Source organism: Thermosipho ferrireducens (assembly GCF_017358165.1).
Lineage (GTDB): Bacteria > Thermotogota > Thermotogae > Thermotogales > Fervidobacteriaceae > Thermosipho_B > Thermosipho_B ferrireducens.
The window spans coordinates 1,244,813-1,265,844 of record NZ_CP071446.1; the positions used below are offsets into that span (position 1 = coordinate 1,244,813).

The window sequence follows — 21,032 nt, forward strand, 5'->3', positions numbered from 1 at the left end:
TTCCATCATTTGCCTTTTACTTAATTATATCAGATGGTGTGATATAATTCACTTAGGGAAATATGAATAGTATTAATTTTTGTGAGGAGGCAAGTAATGGATAGAGAATCTTTAATAAAAAGAATTGTAGAAGAAAAGGGAGATAAAGCAATTCCTGAACTGGTAAAATTACTTAAAGAAGGTGATTCTGAAGTTAGAGATATAGTTTCTGAAGCTCTATTTAAGCTGGGTAATAAAGCCAGAGAGTACCTGTTAAAAGAATTTCATGAAGGGTTAAAAGCTCAAAAAAAAGATGATGTTTATTTGCTTTACGTGGTGGATTTGTTAGGGGATTTTGGAGAGAGATCAATTGTTCCATATCTTTATAAATTACTTTCTTTTTATAGTTTTGAAGAAGCAGAGCTTATAATATATGAGGCACTTGCAAAACTTGGTGAAGGTGACAAAGTTTATGATATATTAAGGTTTTTTCTTCTGGAAGATACCGAGAGAGCTAAATTTGGAGCGCAGGCAGCAATTGCTCTTTCTTACATAGATCGACCAGAAATTGTTAAAGATCTTGTACAGGCTATAGAAAGTGGAATATTCAAAGGAGAAGAACTTGCAATACTGAAACAGGCCTTGTCTTTTGTTGTAATGAAAAATCCTATGTATCGAGAAATTCTCCTGACACTTGTTGGGGATAACATAGAAAAATATCTATATTAGGAGGCTTTATGATGTTCCTTAAAAGTTTTCAGGAGAAGTTTAAAGATAAGATTGATCAAAAAATTCAAAAAATTATGGATGATGGTATAAATGAAGCTTATTTTGAAGAACTTAAAGAAATTCTGGAATATTTAAAAAGCTTCGTATTGAGGCCTGGTAAAAGAATAAGACCTTTACTTGTAATATTGGGTTATTATGGATATTCTGACAAAAATTTAGAAGAAGATGTAATTTTAACTGTGGCAGCTGGTATTGAGATCATGCACGCTTTCTTGCTAATTCATGACGATATCATGGATAGAGCTCTGGAAAGACGTGGAGCGCCAGCGATGCATATTTTACTTCAGAAAAGATTTGAAAATCTGGTTAATAATGATCGAATAGGTGAAGATTTAGCTATAGTTTTAGGAGATATTGCAATGTTTTATGTTATAAAATCTCTGGCCTCGCTTGATATTCCGGACAAAAATATATTTATGAAAAGGTTTTCAGATTGTTATATAAAAACTGCTTATGGGCAGATATTGGATTCTTTGTATACGCTTCGTAATAACATCTCTGAAAAGGACGTTGGGATCTTCGAACAAATTGCAAAATATAAAACGGCTTATTATACCTTTTTTTACCCGTTAGTTATCGGTTTAATTTTGAGTGGAAAGTATACAGAAGAAGAAGAAAAAAAATTAGAAAAAGCGATTATTCCAGCGGGAATAGCTTTTCAAATACGGGATGACATTATAAGTAGCTTTGATGAAAACTCGGGGAAATCGTCTGATACGGATTTTTTAGAGGGGAAATTCACCTCACTCATTGAACTTGCTATAAAAAAAGTTGATAGAAGTTTTTTTGAAATTTTGTCCAAACCTCAAAAATCCTATGAAGATGTAACTTTGTTGAAAGAAAAAATTATTTACAGTGGGGCAATTCAAAAAGCAAAAGAAGTTATCAGTTATTTGTGTGGCGTATCACTTGAAAATTTAAAATATATAAACATGAAACATGAATATAGAGAAATTCTTGAAGAACTTGTTTCTGCCATTCAGAGGTGAATAATAATGCCAAATTTTCATACACATATACGATTTGGAATATTTTCTTATCCAATAATTCTTGTTATATATGAATTTGTTATAAGAATCGGCAGATTTGATTCTCCATCTTCCCAGGTTATTGCAATAGGTTTTTTAATATACATTTTGTCTTCGGATATGCCTGACATTGACCATAATCATTCATTTTTACATAAATTTATAAAATTACTTTTAATGGGGACAGCGGCGTATCTGGAGTTTGTTAACTCTTTTTTTATAAATATTTTTAAAATTTCTCATCTTTACGTTAGTTATTTTTCTATTCGTTTTTTTATTTCATTTACTTTTGCCTTATGTGTAGGAGCTCTTTATGAGATTGTGACACCTCGTCATAGGGGGCCATTACATACAGTACTTGCAGGACTAATTTATGGAACTATAGTGGCTACGGGTTATTGGTGGAGCTATAAAAATATTCCTGATACAGTATTTATTGGTACCGTTTCTATAACAGGCTATATTTCACATCTTGTACTTGATTCTTTATTTATGGAGAGAAATGGTGAATTAAAGGTTAGAAAAAGGGGAGATTAACTGTGTTTGTAATAGGAATAGGTGGCGGAACCGGTTCAGGAAAAACTACTGTGGCGCGAAAAATTAATGAAGTGCTGGGGAAAGAGAATTGTGAAATTTTACCAATGGATAACTATTATAAAGATATGGGCCATGTTCCATTTGAGGAAAGGAAAAAATATAATTATGATCATCCAGATATGATAGAACATACTTTGTTGATTGCTCATTTGAAAAAATTGCTTAAAGGCGAAAGAATAAAACTTCCTGAATATGACTTTGCTCTTTATACGAGAACTGGAAAATATATTGAACTTGAATCCAAACCTGTGCTTATAGTGGAAGGGATATTTGCACTTTACTATGAAGAGCTCAGGAGATATTATGATCTCAGTATATTTGTGGATGCAGAGAATGATGTGAGATTTATTAGACGTCTGGAAAGGGATATTAAAGAGAGAGGCAGAACTATGGAATCTGTAATTGATCAATATCTCAGCTTAGTAAAACCAATGCATGATGCATATGTGGAACCTACTAAAAAATACGCGGATTTAATAATACCAAGAGGAGGATTTAATGAAAAAGCGGTAAATGTTGTAGTTGAATTTATTTTTAAGAAAGTGATGAAGAAGTAATGCATGTATTTTCGTGTTTTGCTTGAAAATATGTTAAAATCTTGTTTAAGAAGTATTTGCCAATAAAAAAAGAGGTGATTTTAATGTATTATAAAGTTGCACGTGATCCTGTATACTCCGAAATATTCATGTACCCGTTGGAAATTCTTGCAGCTGATACTAACGCTTTGCAAAGATTAAGGTATCTTTCCCAGCTTGTTGGTGCTGAATATGTTTATCCTGGAGCTACACATACTCGATTTTCACATTCTCTGGGAACGATGCATATAGCCGGGATGTATGCTGAACACCTTTATGATCAAATTGAAAAAGTTCGAATTTTAAGACTTGCAGGGTTATTGCATGATATTGGTCATGGTCCTTTTAGCCATCAATTTGACGACGTGGTTTATAAAAGAATGCAGCTTGATGAGGGACATGATGAATATAGAAAAAGGATACTCCTGGAATATATGCCAGGTGCTATGGAAAAAATTTATAATCGTTCTCATAAGAAACTTCAAAAGGCTGTTCTTGAAGATATTGAAAATACTCTTGGAAAATGTTCAGATGATATAAAAAAGGATTTTAAAATGGTTATGGAATCTATAGTAGAGGTATTTGAAGGGGAAGAAAAGGGCACTGTGGATTTTGGGTTAATTCAAGGACCACTTGGAGCAGACAGATTAGACTTTGTCCTCCGTGATTCTTATTATGCAGGAACCAGAGGCTTTGGTACAGGTGCATTGGATAGGTTGATAAGAAATTCTTCCATATATAAATCGGAGAACAAAGAACTATTAACATACAACATAAAAGTAATAGATGAAATATACACTATCCTTTTTGGAAGGTTTATGATGTATAAAAATGTTTATTTTCATAAAACATCCAGAGCTGCTGATTTGATGATACAGGAACTTCTTGATTTTTCTTATAGACCCCTTAACCTTCCAAACCGGGTGAAAAATCTTGAAACTTTTATGGAATTAACTGATCAAAGGATAATTAATGAAATAGAAGTGATGTTTGAGAACATAGTTAGGGAATATACAGTGGATTCTTTTGAGATTACTAAAGAGAAAATATTGAACTATGAAATAGATTTGCAGGCAATAGAGTTGGATGTTGTTATGGCGTATGAAATTATCCAGAAATTAAAATCCAGAGAACTCTGGAAAACGATTCTTGAGGCGCCGTTTTCCGTTGAAGGAATAGATCCTTCAGTTGCAAGTCAGGGACTTGCAATGGATATTCTTCAGAAAATAAGGTTGAGACTTGAGAAGGCAGTGGAAATCGCAGAAGAAGAGGATAAAGAGGAATTGTCCATGGTTTTATCAAATTTTGATGAGATATTCAGAGTGGATACTCCGTATAAATTGACATTGGTACATCCGGAGGAATTTTTGAAGAGTAACATCTATATATATGATTCATGGAAAAACAAAATTCTAAGTTTTGATGAGTATGTAAGGCAATACCCTGCATATGATTTTATGAGTAGTAATTTAATTCAAATAGTAAGAGTCTATGTAACAAAAGATATAAGGGATTTGCTTGAAAAATATAATATAGTTCCAAAACTAAAGACTGAATTGACCACCAGATGGTAGGGGAGGTCACTGTAATGGTTTTACTATTTGATGTGGGAAACACACATACTACTTTAGCGGTTACAGAGGAAGGGAAAAATTTTTCAACCTGGCGGATTTCTACGAAATCTATACAAACGGAAGATGAACTCTATGCTTATGTAAAATCTCTTATCAAAGTTGATGCGCACATTGAAAGATTAGTGATATCATCTGTTGTTCCACAAATAAATCATGTTTTTGAATTTTTTTCAAAAAAATATTTAAAGAGTGAAGCTATTTTTGTTGATGCAAGGAGATTTCCACATCTAACGTGGAACGTTAAATTTCCAGAAGAGATAGGTGCAGATAGAGTAGCAAATGTGATTGCGAGCTGGAAAGACTATGGAAAAGACTGTATTATAGTGGACTTTGGGACGGCAACTACAATAGAAATACTTCGCGATGGTGTTTATGAAGGTGGTTCTATAATCCCTGGGTTTTATATGATGATTAACGCTCTTTTTAAAGGGACTGCTAAACTTCCTATGATAGAGATAAAGCCGTTTAGTTCATTTGTAGGAAAAGATACAGAAAGCAACATAAAAATTGGAGTTATAAATACTGTTTTAGGTGGCATAAGGTATGCGATAGATGAAATAAAAAAGGAGTTAAATTTTCCAGAAAGCACTTATATAATTTTAACTGGTGGACAGGCTTTGCTTGTTGAAAACTTTTTTAGAAAACATTACAAGTTACAATACATTTTCGATCAGGATTTGACACTTAGGGGGATATACTATTTTTATGAAAGCGTTATTAATAAATCCATGGATTGAAGATTTCGCAGCTTACGATTTCTGGTTGAAACCGTTAGGTTTGCTTTATGTTGGTTCATATTTAAAAAAATTAGGTTTTGAAGTATTTTTAATTGATCTTATGAACCGGCATGATAAAAGATTACATGATTATGTCCAGGTTCCAAAAGACAAATTTTATAAAACAGGAAAATTTCCTTATACAAAAATCGAAAAGCCATCTGTATTATCATTTGTTCCACGAACATATAAAAGGTATGGTGCACCCAAGGAGTATTTTTATGATAAACTTAGAGAAATAGGAAAAGTTGATATAGTTTTTGTTACTTCTACATTAACTTATTGGTATCCGGGATACTGGGAAACTATAAAAACAATTAAACAGGTTTTGGGTAGAAAAGTACCTATTGTTTTTGGAGGGTTTTACGTTAGAAATTTACCGTACCACGCTAAAAAATCAGGAGCCTACATTTTTTCCAGCAGCGAATTAAATTTGCTTCCGAAAGTTTTAAGTAATTTGTTGGACGTGGATCTTTCAGTTGAGGTGTTTGATTGGTTTGAAGAGCTGGAACCAGCGTATGACCTGTATGAAAATGTAGGATATCTTGTTCTTACTACTACACTTGGTTGTACTTTTAGATGTACTTATTGTATAGCCCATAGAATCTGGAATAAAATCAAATTTAGAGAGATATTTCGCACTGTTGAAACAATAGAAAAATATGTAAATTATTTCGATGTAAAAGATGTGGTTTTTTTTGATGATGCGATACTTGTAAATTCGCATAAACATTTTAAACCGTTGTTAAAAGAACTTATAAAAAAAGATTTGAAAGTGAATTATCATCTTCCAAATGGTATACATGCCAGACTTTTGGATAAAGAAACTGCGGAACTTTTAAAAGAAGCGGGATTTAAAACTATAAAACTGGGATATGAAACTTCTGGAGATTTGCAAATTAAGACAGGTGGTAAAGTTGTTGATAGGGATTTAATAAAAGCGGCCAGGTTGTTAAGAGATGTCGGTTTCACAGAAAGAGAAGTATCTGCGTATATAATGATTAATATCCCGGATCAGAAAGAAGAAGAAGTTGTTCAGGCAATGAAAATTTGCAGGGAAGAAGGGATAGGGTTTTCTCTAAATGAATATACGCCAATCGTTGGAACAGATGATTGGATAGAGCTGGTAAACAAAGGAGCACTCAGGGGGAATGAAGATCCTGTTTTGTTGAATAACACGGTTTTACCATTTTGGTGGAAGTATGGAATGGATGAAAAAAAGATACAGTTTTTAAAACAAAAAGCAAGAGAGTTAAAAAGTTAAGTAATAAATACAAGGGGGATTATGGTGAACATAGTTGGAAAAGTTTTTGAAAACTTGGCTATAGGTTTTGTAGCTGTTATACTGGTAGTTTACCCACGAGAGTACTTTAAAGCATACATAATAACAAGATTTGGAGATGATACTCCCAAAAAGTTAGGAAGGCTTTCTTTAAACCCTCTGGTGCATCTTGATCCTATTGGTACAATAGCGTTTATAATGTTTAACTTTGGATGGTCGAGGCCAGTTCCGGTTATTCCAATGCGATTAAAAAATCCAAGGAAGGCTCTTTTAATAATTTCAGTTTTTGGTCCAATTCTTGGTGCAATAACGTTTATTGTCTATGGTATAATAGCAAAAAGAGTGGAAAATTACTATTTATTTTCTACGTTTTATAGAGCAGCAAAATGGAGTTTGACGTATGCGCTGTTGTCTTTGTTTCCTATTCCACCGCTGGATGGTTCGAGAATTTTAGGTGTAATTCTCCCGGAAAAATATATCGACTGGTACATCAAGTATGAAGTTTATGGAGTGTTATTCTTATTAGGATTGCTATTATTATGGGTATTACCGCTAATTATGAGTCCTTTTATAAATGTTATTGAAAGCTTAACAAATTTTATAATATATGGAGGGTGAGCAAGATGAACGAAAAAATAAGGGAACTTGAGGGGTTGGTTGATAGGCTTCTTCAGAAATATGATGAATTAAAAAAAGAAAACGAGGATTTATGGAAAGAATTAAATGCAGCTCTGGAGCGCGCCAATCAGCTTGAGCAGGAAAAAAATGAATTGGAGATGCTTATTAAAACAAATGAAGAAAGCGTGGATAATCTTCTGGGAAAAGTGAAAAGTCTGTTAGGAGCATTATCGGAGATAAATGGTGAAGAAAACGCTTAATATTGGCTCAAAAAGGTTTATAATTGAAAGTGACAGTGGTGAAGAAATTTTGAATTACATCGAAAAAAAGGTGTCCGAATTAAAAGAAAAATATAGAGATATCTCGTCAACTGATGAGATATTATTGGCTATGTTATGTGATATTGCTGAAGAATATTATATATATGTTGAGAGAACCAATAAGATTATAAAGTCTATTAGTGATAAGGTTTCAAAGAAGATAGGGGGAAACTTTATTGAAGATAGGTCTTTTTGATTCTGGCATTGGCGGCGTTTCTGTATTAAAGAAGTTAGCATATTTAAACGGAGCACATTATATATATGTTGCTGATACTGACAGAGCACCATATGGTATTAAAACTACAGAAACTCTGGAACGATATATATATGAAATATTGAGTTTTCTTCACCAAAAAGGAGTTTCGAAAATATTTGCCGCATGTAACACCACCGATTCTATAATTTTAGAGAAAAATATAAATCCCGGAATAGAATATCACAGTATAATAGAGGCGGGAGTATGTGCCGTTAAATCGGATATGGTTGGAATTATAGGAACAAATATAACTGTTCAAAGCGCAACATATAAAAGTAGACTGGAGCAATTGGAAAAAAGGGTTTTTCAAAAGGCTACGCAGCTTTTTGTTTCGCTTGTAGAAGAAGGCATTTTTTACGGAAGAATGGTGGAAGCTGTTGCGAATTTTTATTTAACTCCGCTAAAGAAAAAGAATATAGAAGAATTGATCCTTGGTTGTACACATTTTCCATTTTTAAAAGGAATTATTTCAAGAGTATTGCCCAACGTGAGAATAATAGATCCTGCTGAAGAACTTTCACATAATATAAGTGTGTCAAAAGAAAAGAGAGCATTTGTAGATTTTTATGTTACAGGAAGTTCTAAAGAATTTGAAAGAAAACTTAGACGTATAAATTTCAGAATACCATACAGGGTTCATAATCTTGATGTAAAACAAATTGAAAAGAAGGTGTATACTTTTGAAAAAGCTGGTAATATTAACCGGGTTATCCGGAGCGGGTAAATCAACAGCCATGGGATTGTTAGAAGATTTAGGCTTTTACTGTATAGACAATTTTCCGCCGGTATTAGTTGATAAACTACTACCGGCTTTGTCTATTAATATAGAGAATCTTGTGCTTGTTATGGATGCAAGAAGTGGATACATAGAGAAATTAGTAGAAGTTGTTAATACAGTGAAAAGGAAATATTCTAACATAGTTCAGGTGATTTTTTTGATGGCAAAAAAAGAAGTTTTAATGAATAGGTTTGCACATACTCGAAGAAATCATCCGCTTTTAAAAGAATTCCATTCGCTGGAAAAAGCTGTAGAAAATGAGATTGAAAGAACTTCACCGTTAAAGGAAATGGCGGACATAATTATAGATACATCTTTTTTAAATCCACATGAGCTTAGAGAGAAGTTGAAAACATTTTTGGAAAAATTTTCTCAGGTTTTTTCTGTTAGGTTTGTAAGTTTTGGGTTTAAGTATGGAATACCTCTGGATGTTGATTTTATCTTCGATGTTCGCTTTTTTCCAAATCCTTTTTATATTAATGGTCTTAGAGATAAATCTGGTAAAGATAAGGAAGTAAAAGAGTTTATGTATATGACAGAGGGTGTGAAAGAATATTTGAGAATGATGGGAGAGCTTGTAAAATTTGCAGTTCAGAAATATGAAAACGAAGGTAGAATGGAGATAAATGTAGGTATAGGGTGCACAGGGGGGCAGCATAGATCTGTGTTTTTTGCTGAAGAATTAGGTGAAATATTTTCTGAAAAGTTTAATGTCACGGTCGAACACAGGGATGTGAAATAGGATGAGAATAGTGACAGTAGGTGGTGGTACGGGAATTTCTACATTGTTAAAAGGGCTTAAACAATTTCGCGAGATAGAGTTGACAGCGGTTGTTACAGTTACAGATGAAGGGGGAAGTTCTGGTATAATACGTGAAGAATATTCCGTTCCACCTCCAGGCGATATAAGAAACAATTTAGTCGCACTGGCAAAAGATGAAGAGATTCTTGGAAAATTGTTTAATTATAGATTTTCAAATGGGTTCCTTTCTGGGCATACAGTTGGCAATATTATCCTTACTGCATTGTCAAAGATTACCGGTAGCTTTACAAAGGCTATAGAATTAACTTCTGAGGTTTTAGCAATTGAAGGGACAGTTTTACCAGTTTCAGAATCTTTGATCAGGTTAGTTGCAGTTTATGATGATGGAACAATTTCTGTGGGAGAAAAGGAGATAATGAATCAAAAAAGAAAAAAGATAGTAAATATATATATTGACAAACCAGATGTTTTTATTCTTCCAGATACAAAAGATGCACTCGAGAACGCAGATGTGATAGTTTTTGGTCCAGGAAGTTTGTACACCAGTATAGTTTCTAATATAATAGTTAATGGTTTTAGAGAAGCAGTAAGAAAGAACAAACGTGCAAAAATAGTGTTCGTGGCAAATTTAATGACTCAGAGTAGTGAAACATACAACTTAACTCTTTCAGAACATGTTAAAATAGTGGAAAAGTATCTTAAAAGAGAAATGGACATTATTATTGTTAGCTCTTCGAAAATACCTGAAGAAATTTTAAAGAGTTATGAAAAGGAGAATTCAATCCCGGTTAAAATAGATATGAATGATCAAAGGGTAATAGCTACTGATTTGTGCGATATAATTAAGGATGTAGATGGACGATTGAAATTGAGACACGATCCAGATAAAATTGCGAAGGTCATTTTAGAACATGTGAGGAGATATTGAAATGAGGTACACTTTTTCAGAAGATGTTAAAGGAGAAATTTGCCAGTTGGATATTTCGACTACAGAAGAAGCCAAAAGTGAGATAATAGGTTATTTAAAAGCAAAAGGTACAATAACCAAAACATCAGTAGAGATGTTTGTGAAGATAGAAGTAGGTTTTATTCCTTCTGCTCGAAGAATCATGAATCTTATGAATATTATAGAAATTGATAAGAAAAAGCTTACCATGATAAAAAATAAACTTAAAAGAAAGAGGGTTCAAATATTCATTCCCATATCGGTTCTTGAAAAATTGCGTATATCGCCAATGAATCTCCCAGAATATATTTTTAATGATGTAGGTTTATTTTCATGTTTTTTAAGGGGAGTCTTTGTTGCGAGTGGTTCGTTGACTGATCCATCTAAGAGTTATCATTTTGAGATAGTTTCGTATAATGAAGATCTTTTGAATAAATTGAAAATCAAAATTAATGAATTTTTAGGGATTTCTGGGAAGGTAGTTAAATTAAATTATAATTTCAGGTATTATGTTAAACGAGCTCGTGATATAATAGAGTTGTTATATTTTATGGGGGCTCAAAGAGCTGCGGACAAAATGGAAAGGATAGTTCAATCGCGAGAAATAAAGAGTGACTTTAATAGGTCACTAAATTTTTTGTCTGCTAATGCGAAACGTACAGGAGAAAGTAATGCCAGGCAGATAGAGGTAATTAGTGAAATTATAAATCGTTTTGGAATAGAAGTTTTGCCAGAGGAACTTAGAAACATAGCTCTTGCAAGACTCGATAACGAAGATTTGAGTCTTTCAGAACTTGGTCAGCTTTTTGATCCACCTTTAACAAAAACTATGGTGTATAATAGGCTGAAAAAAATTTTTAAGATTCATAAAGAATTAACAAATAACAAATAGAATAGTGAGGTGGCATGGTGAAATGTCCTTTTTGTGGACATGAAGAAACAAGGGTATTAGATTCTCGAGTAGATTCAAGTGGTTTTACAATTCGAAGAAGAAGAGAGTGTCTTCAGTGCAAAGCGAGGTTTACAACGTACGAGAGATACGAATCTGGGCCGGTATTTGTTGTAAAAAAAGATGGAAGACGTGAAAAATTTAATAGGCAAAAAATACTTAATGGTGTTATGAAAGCGTGTGAAAAAAGGCCTGTTCCTTTAGAGAATATGGAAAAAGCAGTGGATACTGTGATAAGCAAATTGCAGAAATCTGGTAACCTTGAAGTTTCTACTGCTGAAATAGGAACGCTTGTTATGGAACAGCTTAAGGCTCTTGATGAAGTTGCCTATGTCAGATTTGCGTCGGTGTATAAAGATTTTAGAGAAATTGATCAGTTTCTTGAACTTGTTGAAGAATTAAAAAATCAAAAATAGAAGATTTAGGAGGTGCTAATATGGCAAAAAGCAAAGATACTATTTTTCTTACTAAAGAAGGATATGAAAAATTAAGACGTGAACTTGATACATTAAAGGAAAAGCTTATGTTTGAAATAGCTGAAAGAATAAAAGAAGCAAGAGAGTTAGGGGATCTTTCTGAAAATTCAGAATATCAGGAAGCCAAAAATGAACGGGGAAGAATAGCGGCTCGAATTAATGAACTGGAAAATATGTTGTCAAAAGCAGAGGTTATATCCGACCTGGATACAAATACTGTTAACATAGGTAATTGGGTAATCATAAAAAACCTGGATACAAGTGAGCAGACAAAGATTCAATTGGTTACACCTCACGAGGCGGATGTTTTTAATAACAAAATAAGTATTGAATCTCCACTTGGAAGGGCGCTTGTAGGAAAAAGAATGGGAGAAGTAGTTAAGATAAAGGCTCCAAAAGGAGCTTTTAAATATGAAATAATAGGTATACAGGTTTAGGAGGGATAGTTTTGCTTAAGGAGTTTAAAGAACAACGTCTTAAAGAGATTTCTGAGATTCGAAAAGCAGGGATAAATCCATATCCTTACAAATTTAATAAAACACATAGTAGTAAAGATATTATAGAAAATTTTTCTCGATTAGAAAACGGACAGGTAGATGAAAAATCATTTGTTGCGATTGCCGGGAGAATTATGTCTTTAAGAAAGCATGGAAAGAGCGCGTTTTTTCATTTAAAAGATTTTGAAGGTAGAATACAGGCCTATATAAGAAAAGACATGGTAGAGGAAAGAACTTTTGACTTTTTCAAAAAATATATTTCCATAGGTGATATTGTAGGGATAAAGGGGAATGTTTTTAAAAGCAAAACTGGTGAAATTACAGTTTTGGTGAAAGAAATAGAGCTGTTGAACAAACCACTTAGACCTATGCCAGAAAAATGGCATGGAATAAAAGACAAAGAATTGCTATACAGACAGAGATACGTTGATATGATAGCTAATGATGAGACAGTTAAACGATTTAAAATACGGTTTGAAGTAATCAAACTTATAAGGGATTTTCTCAACTCAAAAGGGTTTATAGAGGTAGAAACCCCAATCCTTGAGCATGTTACTGGAGGAGCATCTGCCAGACCGTTTGAAACTCGTTTGAACGTGTTTGATATTCCGATGTACTTAAGAATAGCAACTGAATTATATTTGAAAAGATTTATTGTTGGTGGTTTTGAAAAAGTTTACGAGATAGGAAAAAACTTTAGGAATGAGGGGCTATCTTATAAGCATCACCCGGAATTTACATCAATAGAGGTGTATCAGGCATATGCAGATTATAACGATATGATGGAACTTACTGAAGAATTAATAACGTTTATAGTAGAAAAGATTTTTGGAACGACAAAAGTTAATTATCAGGGTATAGAAATCGATTTTACAAGGCCATGGAGAAGGGTAAAAATGCGAGACTTTATAAAGGAACACCTTGACGTTGATATACTGGAAGATTCTAATGAAAAACTTTTAGAAACGCTAAAATTCCATGAGGTAGAAGTGGAGATTAACGATAGAGGACATATGATAGAAAAATTGTGGGATCTTGTTGAGGACAAAGTAGTGCAACCAACGTTTCTTTTAGAGCATCCTGTTGAGATATCACCACTTGCAAAGCGACACAGAGAAGATCCCCGTGTAACTGAAAGATTCGAATTGATCATTTATGGACGGGAAATGGCCAACGCTTTCAGTGAGCTAAATGATCCTGTTGATCAATACGAGCGATTTTTAAAGCAAATGGAACTTCGTGAAGCAGGAGATGAAGAAGCACAAATGATGGATAAAGATTTTGTAAGGGCTCTTGAGTATGGAATGCCACCTACTGGTGGTCTGGGAATAGGTATAGATAGACTTGTAATGTTGCTCACAGATTCTCCAACAATTCGTGATGTTATTGCTTTTCCACTTGTAAGGCCTGTATCTTTTGAAGAGGAAGAAATGGAAGTAGAAAGGGGAGTAGAAGAATGAGAAGATGGTTTGAGAAAACAAGGGAAGTTATTATCTGGGCAATTGCTATAGCGTTTGTAGTGGGAATAGCTTTATGGTCATTAACTTCTTATTTTTACGGAAGAAAGCAAGGAAATGTTAAATACACTGTCAACGATGCAGTTGCTTATTTAACAAAAGATGGGACTGCTCTTGAAAATTCGACTTATTGGGTTTTTCCATGGGAAGTTGAAACTTCTTATAATCAGGCGTTATCTTATTATAAAATTTCCAATATTGATCCAATATTTGAAGAACCTATGTTAAAAACCTCAGTTTTAAATGATCTTTTAAACACAAAACTAATTTTGTATTATAGCGAAGCAAACAAAATTCACCCTTCAAAAGATGAGATTAACGCAGAATTAAAAAAACAGGTTGACCAGATTAATCAAAATAAACAATTGGTGGAATACATAAAGCAGAAATATGGAAGCGTTAGCAATTATGAAAAGCAAATCGAACCTGATGTGGAAAAATATCTTACTGTAAATAAGGTAAAAGAGACTATAGGCAGTGTTTCAGAAGAAGAGATAAAAAAATACTATGAGGAAAATAAGGAGGCATTGGTGCAAAAATATGACAACGCCAATGTTGATTATGTATATTTCACCAGCGATGCGAGTGCTCAAAAATTTATTCAAGATGCAATGATGATAGGATTTCAGCAAGCTGCAACTAATATGAATGTGGATGTTAGAAACATCGCGCAATTTAAGAGAGGATTTGTGCCGGAAGAGTATGAAAGAAGTATATTTAGTGGAACAAACACAATGGTGGGTCCTGTTCCTATAGGAAATAGTTTTTTTGTATTTAATGTAAAAGATGTTAAAACTGTTGATACATTCGAAAAATTTTCTCTTTCCAGTGGATATCAGGATATTCTGAATAAACTTAAGACAGAAAGATTCAATAGTAAAATTGAAACTTTTAGAAATGAAAATAACATTGATTTTGTCATCACTGATCCAGTATACAAAACATGGAATCTTGTACTTAACACTTCCGGGAAAGATTTAATAGATGTTTATAAGCAGTTGTATGAAACAGTTTTTGATGGAACAAGCGTTAATACCCAAACACCTCTTGAAATCCAGACGGCATTTATAACACTTGTGGATAAGATGCGTTCTGCTACTGAGATAACAGACGATCCCAACTTTAATATGGTATTGCTTGATGCAGAAAAAGATGCAAAAAAGGTAATAGAGAACGTTTATAATGAATACTCGAGTTCATTTAACGCTGCCAAAAAAATGAAAGAAATTCATCCAGAAAATACAAAAGTGCTTTACAATTATTATGGATTGCTCTATTCTCGTATAAAACCGTATCTTGAATACGGTATGATGCAAAACGTTGTTAATGATTTTATAGATCTTTACAATGGATTTAATACAATAGCAAATGCTACAGACGCAACTCTTGACATGAAGGCAGAAGTGTTATACAACCTTTATGAAATAAACAAAATGCTTGGAGACGCTACAACAGCCAGAGTTTACCTTGAAAAGCTTCAAAAGGCAACACCAGATTACATGGATTATGATTCGGCTTATTCAGAGCTTGATACCATGCTCTCATCTACTTCGACTGAAAACAAATAATTTGAAGATAAAATTGCCTATTTATACAGTTAAGGCTCCAGTGTCAGATACTGGAGCCTTTTATTTATATTTTTTTATATGTTTTGAAATGTTGGGCTCTAAAAAAATTTCACTTGCTTTTTTCTAATTCAGAGAGCCTATCTTTTGCAAAATCTACTATTTCACTTATATATTCTTCTGAAAAATCTAATTTAATACCAGCAATTTCATAAATTTTGTCAATAGGGACTTTATAACCTGATTTTAAAAATTGGATATAATTTTCTACAGTGGCTTCTGGAGCTTTAACATAATTTTTATAAATAGCAAGAGCTCCGAGTTGCGCCATACCATATTCTATGTAATAAAATGGTGCCTGGAATATGTGAAGCTGAAACATCCATCTTGTTTTCTTTTCAACATCAAGTCCACTCCAGTCAACACCTTTGTTAAATTTATCCATTAAAGTGCCGAAATAGTTATCACGTTCTTCGGGTGTGTGGTCTGGATTTGTATAAATCCAGTGTTGAAATGCATCAACTGTCATGCACCATGGAAGAAATAATAAGGCATTTTCCAATTCTTCAATCATAGCTTTTCTGAAGTCTTCATTATCATTGTAATATTCGTTCCAGTAATGAAGTGTAAGAAGCTCCATGGTCATTGATGCAAGTTCGGCGATTTCCATTCTAATTGGTCTGTAATACATGATAGGAATATTGACTGTTTCAAATGTATGCATTGCATGTCCAGACTCATGTAATAAAGTTCTCACGTCGCCGCTTTGACCGGTTGCATTCATAAATATAAATGGAGCACCTGTTTCAGGAAGAGGATAGTTGTAACCTCCAGGCGCTTTCCCTTTTCTGTTTTCTAAATCAAGTAGTCCGGAGTTTTTCATCATTTCAAGCCTTTTTCCGAAAGTTTGATTTACTTTTCCCAGGGTTTTAATTGCTTTAACTATGAATTCTTCTGTACTATGAAACGGTTTCAAAACTCTGCCATCAGGATCAACTGATGTATCCCATGGTTTTACAGAATCGATTTTTAATTTTTGGGCTCTGCTTTGCATTCTTTCAATGGAAAAAGGAACTACCTTTTTTTCAACTGCTTCATGGAATTTGAAAAGGTCATCTGGGGTATACTCGAATCTACCTTTTAGTTTGTGAATATAATCTCTATAATTGTCAAATCCAGCATTTTTGGCCTGCTTTATGCGAATTTCTTTCAAAGTGTCAAAAAGTTCATCAAGTTCTTTCTTTTTCGAAAGTAAACCTTCGTATCTTTTCTTCCAGGCTTCCTCTCTTATATTTCTGTCAGGGTCCTTTAAATAAGGGGTAAGTTGCTGCAGTGTTTTTTCTTCACCTTTAAATTTAACGGTAATGCTTCCGTAAATACTTCCATATTTGTTTGCAAGTTTTCTTTCCTCTACCTGCAATTTTACATTTTCTTCTCTATAAAGTTTTGTATTATTAGATATTATCTCTATCATTAATTTATATTTTTCAGGTAAAAGATCCTTTTGTGCCGACGTTTGAATCTTTTTTTCGAATTTAAATGTATAGGGTTTTAATTTTGCAACTACATTTGCAAAATAGTTGTTAAAATCATTGATGTACTTTTTATTATCTGCATTGCAGGTCATTTTAATATATCGCCATCCCATTTCTTCTGAGACAATGTCGTTTATCTCGGTAAATTTTTCAACGAGTTCAATTATATCTTCAGGGGAGTTAATAGGAGATTCCAGGAGTTTTTTTAATTCAGAAATTATCTCTTCCGGGGAAGTTGAGTTAATGTATGGATAAAACTTTCTTTGCTTTTTCTGGATAGTTTCGTTTGTATATACCATGATTTCCCTCCTTTAAAATCAGAGTTGTGATTTTGAAATTACGGGAGTCTTCCAGTTTCCAAAACGTACAAATAACCAGGCAAGAATGAGTGCCAGAATATTGCTAATAATCATTGCATAAAATAATCCAATAAAACCGTACTTTGCTGACATAATTCCGATTAATGGAACACGAATTCCCCATAAGCGTGTTATATCTATTATCATAGATTGTTCGGTTCTTCCAGCTCCTATGAGGGTATTAGTGAAAACTGTCATTGAAGTGAAAAATGGAAGGGAGAAAGAGACATATTTGAAAAAGATATTTCCAACTTTTATAACTTCTGGATCGTTTATAAAAAATTTTGTTAACGATCCCCCAAAGAAAAATGTTAGAGAACTAAGAAAAAAGACTATAGAAAAATTCACCAGGAAAGCTACCTTAACAGTTTTTTCAGCATTTTTCACATCTTTTGCACCTAAAAATTGACCTATCATTGTAGTTACCGCACTCCCAAGTCCAAATGAAATCATTGTTATTATGCTTATTATTCTATTACCCACTCCATAAGCGCTAATGACGGCGGGACCAAAGCTTGAAACAAATCGCATAATTATTGTAAATCCTAAGGATGTAACACTCATACTGGCTGAGCCAGGAAATCCTATTCTTAATACCTTTTTTATTAGCCACCATTTTGGGTATAAATCTTTAAAATGTATTTTAAATCCTCGAGTACCTTCAAAAAGATGATATGCAGAAATAATTCCAGCAATACCACGAGCTAAAGTTGTAGCCCAGGCAGCTCCACTTACCCCAAAACCTGGTATAATCCAGAATCCAAATATGAAAATAGGATCAAGTATAATATTAATAACAGTTGATAGAAACATTATTTTCATTGTGAACTTTGAATCGCCCCATCCGCGAACTATAGAGGTTGTAGTATTAAATATAAATCCAAGAGGAAGTCCGAACATTATTATTCTGAAATAACTTATAGCATAAGGGACAATTTGAGAGCTTCTCGGCCCGACAATGGCTGTTATAACAGGTTTCGAGATAATTATTCCAAGAATAGAAATGCCTGTCCCTATTACAAAGCTTACAAGAAGACTCTGGCCAGCTGCTCGTTTTGCATTTTCTTTATCTCTGGCTCCTGTGTACTGTGCTACTAGTGCTACACCAGCATTTGAAAAACCTATAGAAAAAGATATAAACACAAATAGCAAGGGCCATACAACAGTAGGGGCAGAAAATTCTATTTTTCCTAATTTTCCAAGAAAGTATGCATCAACTACGTTATAAAAAGTTTGCATTAGATTTGATACAACCATTGGCCAGCCTAATAAAAACAACGAAGAAATAATAGTCCGGTTGAATATATCAACTCTGTTTGAATTTACTTTAGCCAAACAATAGTCCTCCTTTTTGGTTAATGAATTTTCTGATGTTCATTGTCAATTATATTTGTTTTTTCAGAATATTTTTTTACATATAGGTAACTTTCACATACTGATATTTATTCGTATTACTAACAATTTTACCATTTTTATGATATAATTCAAAATTGGAGGTGGTAAGTATGAATTACAGGAAAGTAGGTAAATGGGGTTTAAAAATCAGCGAGCTTTCACTTGGTTCATGGATTACCTTTGGTAATCAACTTGATATTGCCGGGGCAAAAGAGATAGTAAGAGAAGCTTTCAAAAGTGGAATAAACTTTTTTGATACAGCAGAAGCGTATGCTAATGGTATGGCAGAAGCAATGCTTGGTGATATATTAAAAGAATTTAAGAGAAGTGACATAGTAGTTTCTACAAAAATATTCTGGGGTGGCAACGGTCCAAATGATAGAGGATTATCAAGGAAGCATTTGTTAGAGGGTATATGGGCTTCATTGAAAAGACTTCAGCTTGATTATGTTGACATTGTTTATTGCCACAGGCCGGATCCAGAAGTTCCTATTGAAGAAACGGTTATGGCCATGGATTACATTGTTAGAAATGGATTGGCTCTGTACTGGGGAACGTCAGAATGGAGTGCAGAAGAACTTGAAGAGGCCCATAAGGTGTGTGAAAAGCTTAACTGTATTCATCCTGTAGTGGAGCAACCACAGTATAATATGCTTGTAAGAGAGCGAGTGGAAAAAGAGTACCTCCCAATATATGAAAAGTATGGGATGGGGCTTACTACATGGAGTCCTCTTGCTTCTGGTGTTTTAACAGGAAAATATAACAATGGTATACCGGAAAATTCAAGACTGGCAAAGTTTCCGAATTTGAGAAAACATTTAGAGGAAAAAGGAATGCTGGGAGAAAAGGTGTTTGAGAAACTTAGAAAGCTTCAAAAAATAGCTGATCAGCTTGATGCAAAACTTTCCCAGCTTGCTCTTGCCTGGTGTTTATTAAATCCTAATGTGAGCAGTGTAATTCTTGGAGTTACCAGTATTGAGCAATTGCATGAAAATCTTAAGGCCATTGAAATAAAAGAAAAGCTTTCTCAGGATGTTATTGATGAAATAAAAGAGATTCTGGAAGATGAATGAGGAAATTTTAGTTATTTTATTGAGTAAAAGGAGGATTTTTAATGGATAATTTAAACTTCACAAGCAACATAGATAGATATGTGGAACTGTTGTTGAAAATAGGGCTTAATTTCCAGGAAGGTCAGAGACTTTTTGTAAGGGCTCCAATTGATGCAAGAGTTTTAGTGGAAAAAATTGTTGAAATGGCTTATGATTTAGGAGCTTATGATGTGTATGTGAAATGGTCTGATGAGAAAGTTACCCGGCAGCGTTTGAAAAAAGCACCTGAAGAAGCCTTAAAAGAAGTTTACAGCTGGGAGATCGATGCGGCAAAAGATATGCTTGATAAAAAGGCTGCTTTTTTAAGTATTACAGGAGGAGATCCTGATATATTAAAGGATGTTCCAACTGAAAGGATATCTATAGCAACAAAAGCGATTAACAATGCTATGAAAGAAGTATCAAGAAGAGTGATGTCGAATGAGGTAAGCTGGTGTGTAATAGCGAATCCTACAGAAGCCTGGGCGAAGAAAGTGTTTCCGGGTGATAATAAAGCGTTGGATAAATTATGGGAATATATTTTAAAAGCTTCGAGAGTAGAAGGAATTGATGATCCTATAAAAGAATGGTATCAACATATAGAAAAGTTACAAAATGTTACTGAATTTTTAAATAAAATGCAGTTTGATTATCTTCATTATGAGGGACCAGGTACAGACTTAACTGTAGGACTTCCAGAGGAACATCTGTGGATTTCAGGTGCTCAAACAAATAAAGATGGTATAGTTTTTGTACCCAACATTCCAACAGAGGAAGTTTTTACTGCTCCCCATCGTGACTTAATTAACGGTGTTGTAAAAAACAGCAAGCCTCTTGTGTATGCTGGAAATGTAATTGATAACTTTGAACTTGAATTTAAAGATGGAAAAGTTGTAAGATTCAAAGCTGAAAAAGGGGAGAAAATTTTAAAAACGATTTTAGAGACTGATGAAGGGGCCTCATATCTTGGCGAAGTTGCACTGGTTCCTGTCAATTCTCCTATATATAAAATGAACACAGTTTTTTACAACACATTATTTGATGAAAACGCTGCATCTCACTTTGCTTTTGGAAGAGCATATCCAACGTGTTTAAAAAATTCTGAAAGATTTTCTGAAGAAGAATTAAGAAAAAGAGGTCTGAATATTAGTATTACACATGTTGATTTTATGATAGGAAACGAAAATATGAGAGTAACTGGCTATAAAGATGATGCTCCTACGGTAATAATGGAAAATGGTTTATGGGTAATTTAATTTTCTAATTACAAAATCTGCCCCGTTTATCGGGGCAGATTTTTTTGTAAA

22 protein-coding genes are annotated in these 21,032 nt (G+C 33.6%); 20 read left to right on the top strand and 2 right to left on the bottom strand.

Annotation, left to right across the window (positions count from 1 at the left end):
• Positions 1 to 96 precede the first annotated feature (96 nt).
• The 18 genes from JYK00_RS06205 to JYK00_RS06290 all read left to right on the top strand — a co-directional run bounded on the left by JYK00_RS06205 (position 97) and on the right by JYK00_RS06290 (position 15,348).
• Entirely contained in the window at positions 97 to 708 is a 612-nt protein-coding gene (locus JYK00_RS06205; protein ID WP_207566056.1) for a HEAT repeat domain-containing protein, read from the top strand.
• Positions 709 to 719: 11 nt separating this feature from the next.
• Positions 720 to 1,757 carry a polyprenyl synthetase family protein gene (locus tag JYK00_RS06210; protein WP_207566057.1) on the top strand — a complete coding sequence of 346 codons (1,038 nt, stop codon included), beginning with the start codon at positions 720 to 722 and terminating at the stop codon, positions 1,755 to 1,757.
• 6 nt (positions 1,758 to 1,763) lie between these two features.
• Positions 1,764 to 2,333, top strand: a complete 570-nt coding sequence (locus JYK00_RS06215) for a metal-dependent hydrolase (protein ID WP_207566058.1) — start codon at positions 1,764 to 1,766, stop codon at positions 2,331 to 2,333.
• A gap of 2 nt (positions 2,334 to 2,335) precedes the next feature.
• Complete coding sequence (gene udk, locus JYK00_RS06220; protein WP_207566059.1) at positions 2,336 to 2,950, top strand: uridine kinase; 615 nt, start codon at positions 2,336 to 2,338, stop codon at positions 2,948 to 2,950.
• Positions 2,951 to 3,033: 83 nt separating this feature from the next.
• Complete coding sequence (locus tag JYK00_RS06225) at positions 3,034 to 4,542, top strand: HD domain-containing protein (protein ID WP_207566060.1); 1,509 nt, start codon at positions 3,034 to 3,036, stop codon at positions 4,540 to 4,542.
• Between the two features lie 14 nt (positions 4,543 to 4,556).
• Positions 4,557 to 5,339, top strand: coding sequence for a type III pantothenate kinase (locus tag JYK00_RS06230; protein WP_207566061.1), 783 nt, complete (start codon positions 4,557 to 4,559; stop codon positions 5,337 to 5,339).
• Positions 5,308 to 6,642: a B12-binding domain-containing radical SAM protein gene (locus JYK00_RS06235; protein WP_207566062.1), complete on the top strand. Its 1,335-nt coding sequence runs from the start codon at positions 5,308 to 5,310 to the stop codon at positions 6,640 to 6,642. The genes JYK00_RS06230 and JYK00_RS06235 overlap by 32 nt, the downstream gene beginning before the upstream one ends.
• Positions 6,643 to 6,663: 21 nt before the next feature.
• Entirely contained in the window at positions 6,664 to 7,278 is a 615-nt protein-coding gene (locus tag JYK00_RS06240) for a site-2 protease family protein (protein ID WP_207566063.1), read from the top strand.
• Positions 7,279 to 7,283: 5 nt separating this feature from the next.
• Entirely contained in the window at positions 7,284 to 7,538 is a 255-nt protein-coding gene (locus JYK00_RS06245; RefSeq protein ID WP_207566064.1) for a hypothetical protein, read from the top strand.
• The gene (locus JYK00_RS06250) at positions 7,522 to 7,794 is read left to right on the top strand and encodes a cell division protein ZapA (protein WP_407701716.1); all 273 of its coding nucleotides are present in this window, start codon (positions 7,522 to 7,524) and stop codon (positions 7,792 to 7,794) included. Before JYK00_RS06245 ends, JYK00_RS06250 begins: the two co-directional genes overlap by 17 nt.
• Entirely contained in the window at positions 7,775 to 8,578 is an 804-nt protein-coding gene (gene murI / locus JYK00_RS06255; protein ID WP_207566066.1) for a glutamate racemase, read from the top strand. The genes JYK00_RS06250 and murI overlap by 20 nt, the downstream gene beginning before the upstream one ends.
• Positions 8,535 to 9,374, top strand: coding sequence for an RNase adapter RapZ (rapZ, locus tag JYK00_RS06260; RefSeq protein WP_207566067.1), 840 nt, complete (start codon positions 8,535 to 8,537; stop codon positions 9,372 to 9,374). The genes murI and rapZ overlap by 44 nt, the downstream gene beginning before the upstream one ends.
• 1 nt (position 9,375) lies before the next feature.
• Positions 9,376 to 10,323 carry a gluconeogenesis factor YvcK family protein gene (locus JYK00_RS06265; RefSeq protein WP_207566068.1) on the top strand — a complete coding sequence of 316 codons (948 nt, stop codon included), beginning with the start codon at positions 9,376 to 9,378 and terminating at the stop codon, positions 10,321 to 10,323.
• A gap of 1 nt (position 10,324) precedes the next feature.
• The gene (gene whiA, locus JYK00_RS06270; protein ID WP_207566069.1) at positions 10,325 to 11,233 is read left to right on the top strand and encodes a DNA-binding protein WhiA; all 909 of its coding nucleotides are present in this window, start codon (positions 10,325 to 10,327) and stop codon (positions 11,231 to 11,233) included.
• Positions 11,234 to 11,250: 17 nt separating this feature from the next.
• The gene (nrdR, locus tag JYK00_RS06275) at positions 11,251 to 11,706 is read left to right on the top strand and encodes a transcriptional regulator NrdR (RefSeq protein WP_207566070.1); all 456 of its coding nucleotides are present in this window, start codon (positions 11,251 to 11,253) and stop codon (positions 11,704 to 11,706) included.
• A 20-nt stretch (positions 11,707 to 11,726) separates the two neighbouring features.
• Positions 11,727 to 12,203, top strand: coding sequence for a transcription elongation factor GreA (gene greA / locus JYK00_RS06280; RefSeq protein WP_207566071.1), 477 nt, complete (start codon positions 11,727 to 11,729; stop codon positions 12,201 to 12,203).
• A gap of 11 nt (positions 12,204 to 12,214) precedes the next feature.
• Positions 12,215 to 13,723, top strand: a complete 1,509-nt coding sequence (gene lysS, locus JYK00_RS06285; protein WP_207566072.1) for a lysine--tRNA ligase — start codon at positions 12,215 to 12,217, stop codon at positions 13,721 to 13,723.
• Positions 13,720 to 15,348, top strand: a complete 1,629-nt coding sequence (locus JYK00_RS06290; RefSeq protein WP_207566073.1) for a peptidyl-prolyl cis-trans isomerase — start codon at positions 13,720 to 13,722, stop codon at positions 15,346 to 15,348. The genes lysS and JYK00_RS06290 overlap by 4 nt, the downstream gene beginning before the upstream one ends.
• A 109-nt stretch (positions 15,349 to 15,457) precedes the next feature.
• On the opposite strand, the gene JYK00_RS06295 is transcribed toward JYK00_RS06290, so the two are convergent.
• Positions 15,458 to 17,179, bottom strand: a complete 1,722-nt coding sequence (locus tag JYK00_RS06295) for a M3 family oligoendopeptidase (RefSeq protein ID WP_207566074.1) — start codon at positions 17,177 to 17,179, stop codon at positions 15,458 to 15,460.
• 18 nt (positions 17,180 to 17,197) lie between these two features.
• A complete protein-coding gene (locus JYK00_RS06300) occupies positions 17,198 to 18,574 on the bottom strand; it encodes an MATE family efflux transporter (protein ID WP_228288129.1) in 1,377 nt (458 codons plus the stop codon).
• Positions 18,575 to 18,744: 170 nt separating this feature from the next.
• On the opposite strand from JYK00_RS06300, the gene JYK00_RS06305 reads away from it, so the two are divergent.
• Positions 18,745 to 19,707, top strand: coding sequence for a potassium channel beta subunit family protein (locus tag JYK00_RS06305; RefSeq protein ID WP_207566075.1), 963 nt, complete (start codon positions 18,745 to 18,747; stop codon positions 19,705 to 19,707).
• Between the two features lie 41 nt (positions 19,708 to 19,748).
• A complete protein-coding gene (locus JYK00_RS06310) occupies positions 19,749 to 20,981 on the top strand; it encodes an aminopeptidase (protein WP_207566076.1) in 1,233 nt (410 codons plus the stop codon).
• The last annotated feature ends 51 nt before the right edge of the window (positions 20,982 to 21,032 follow it).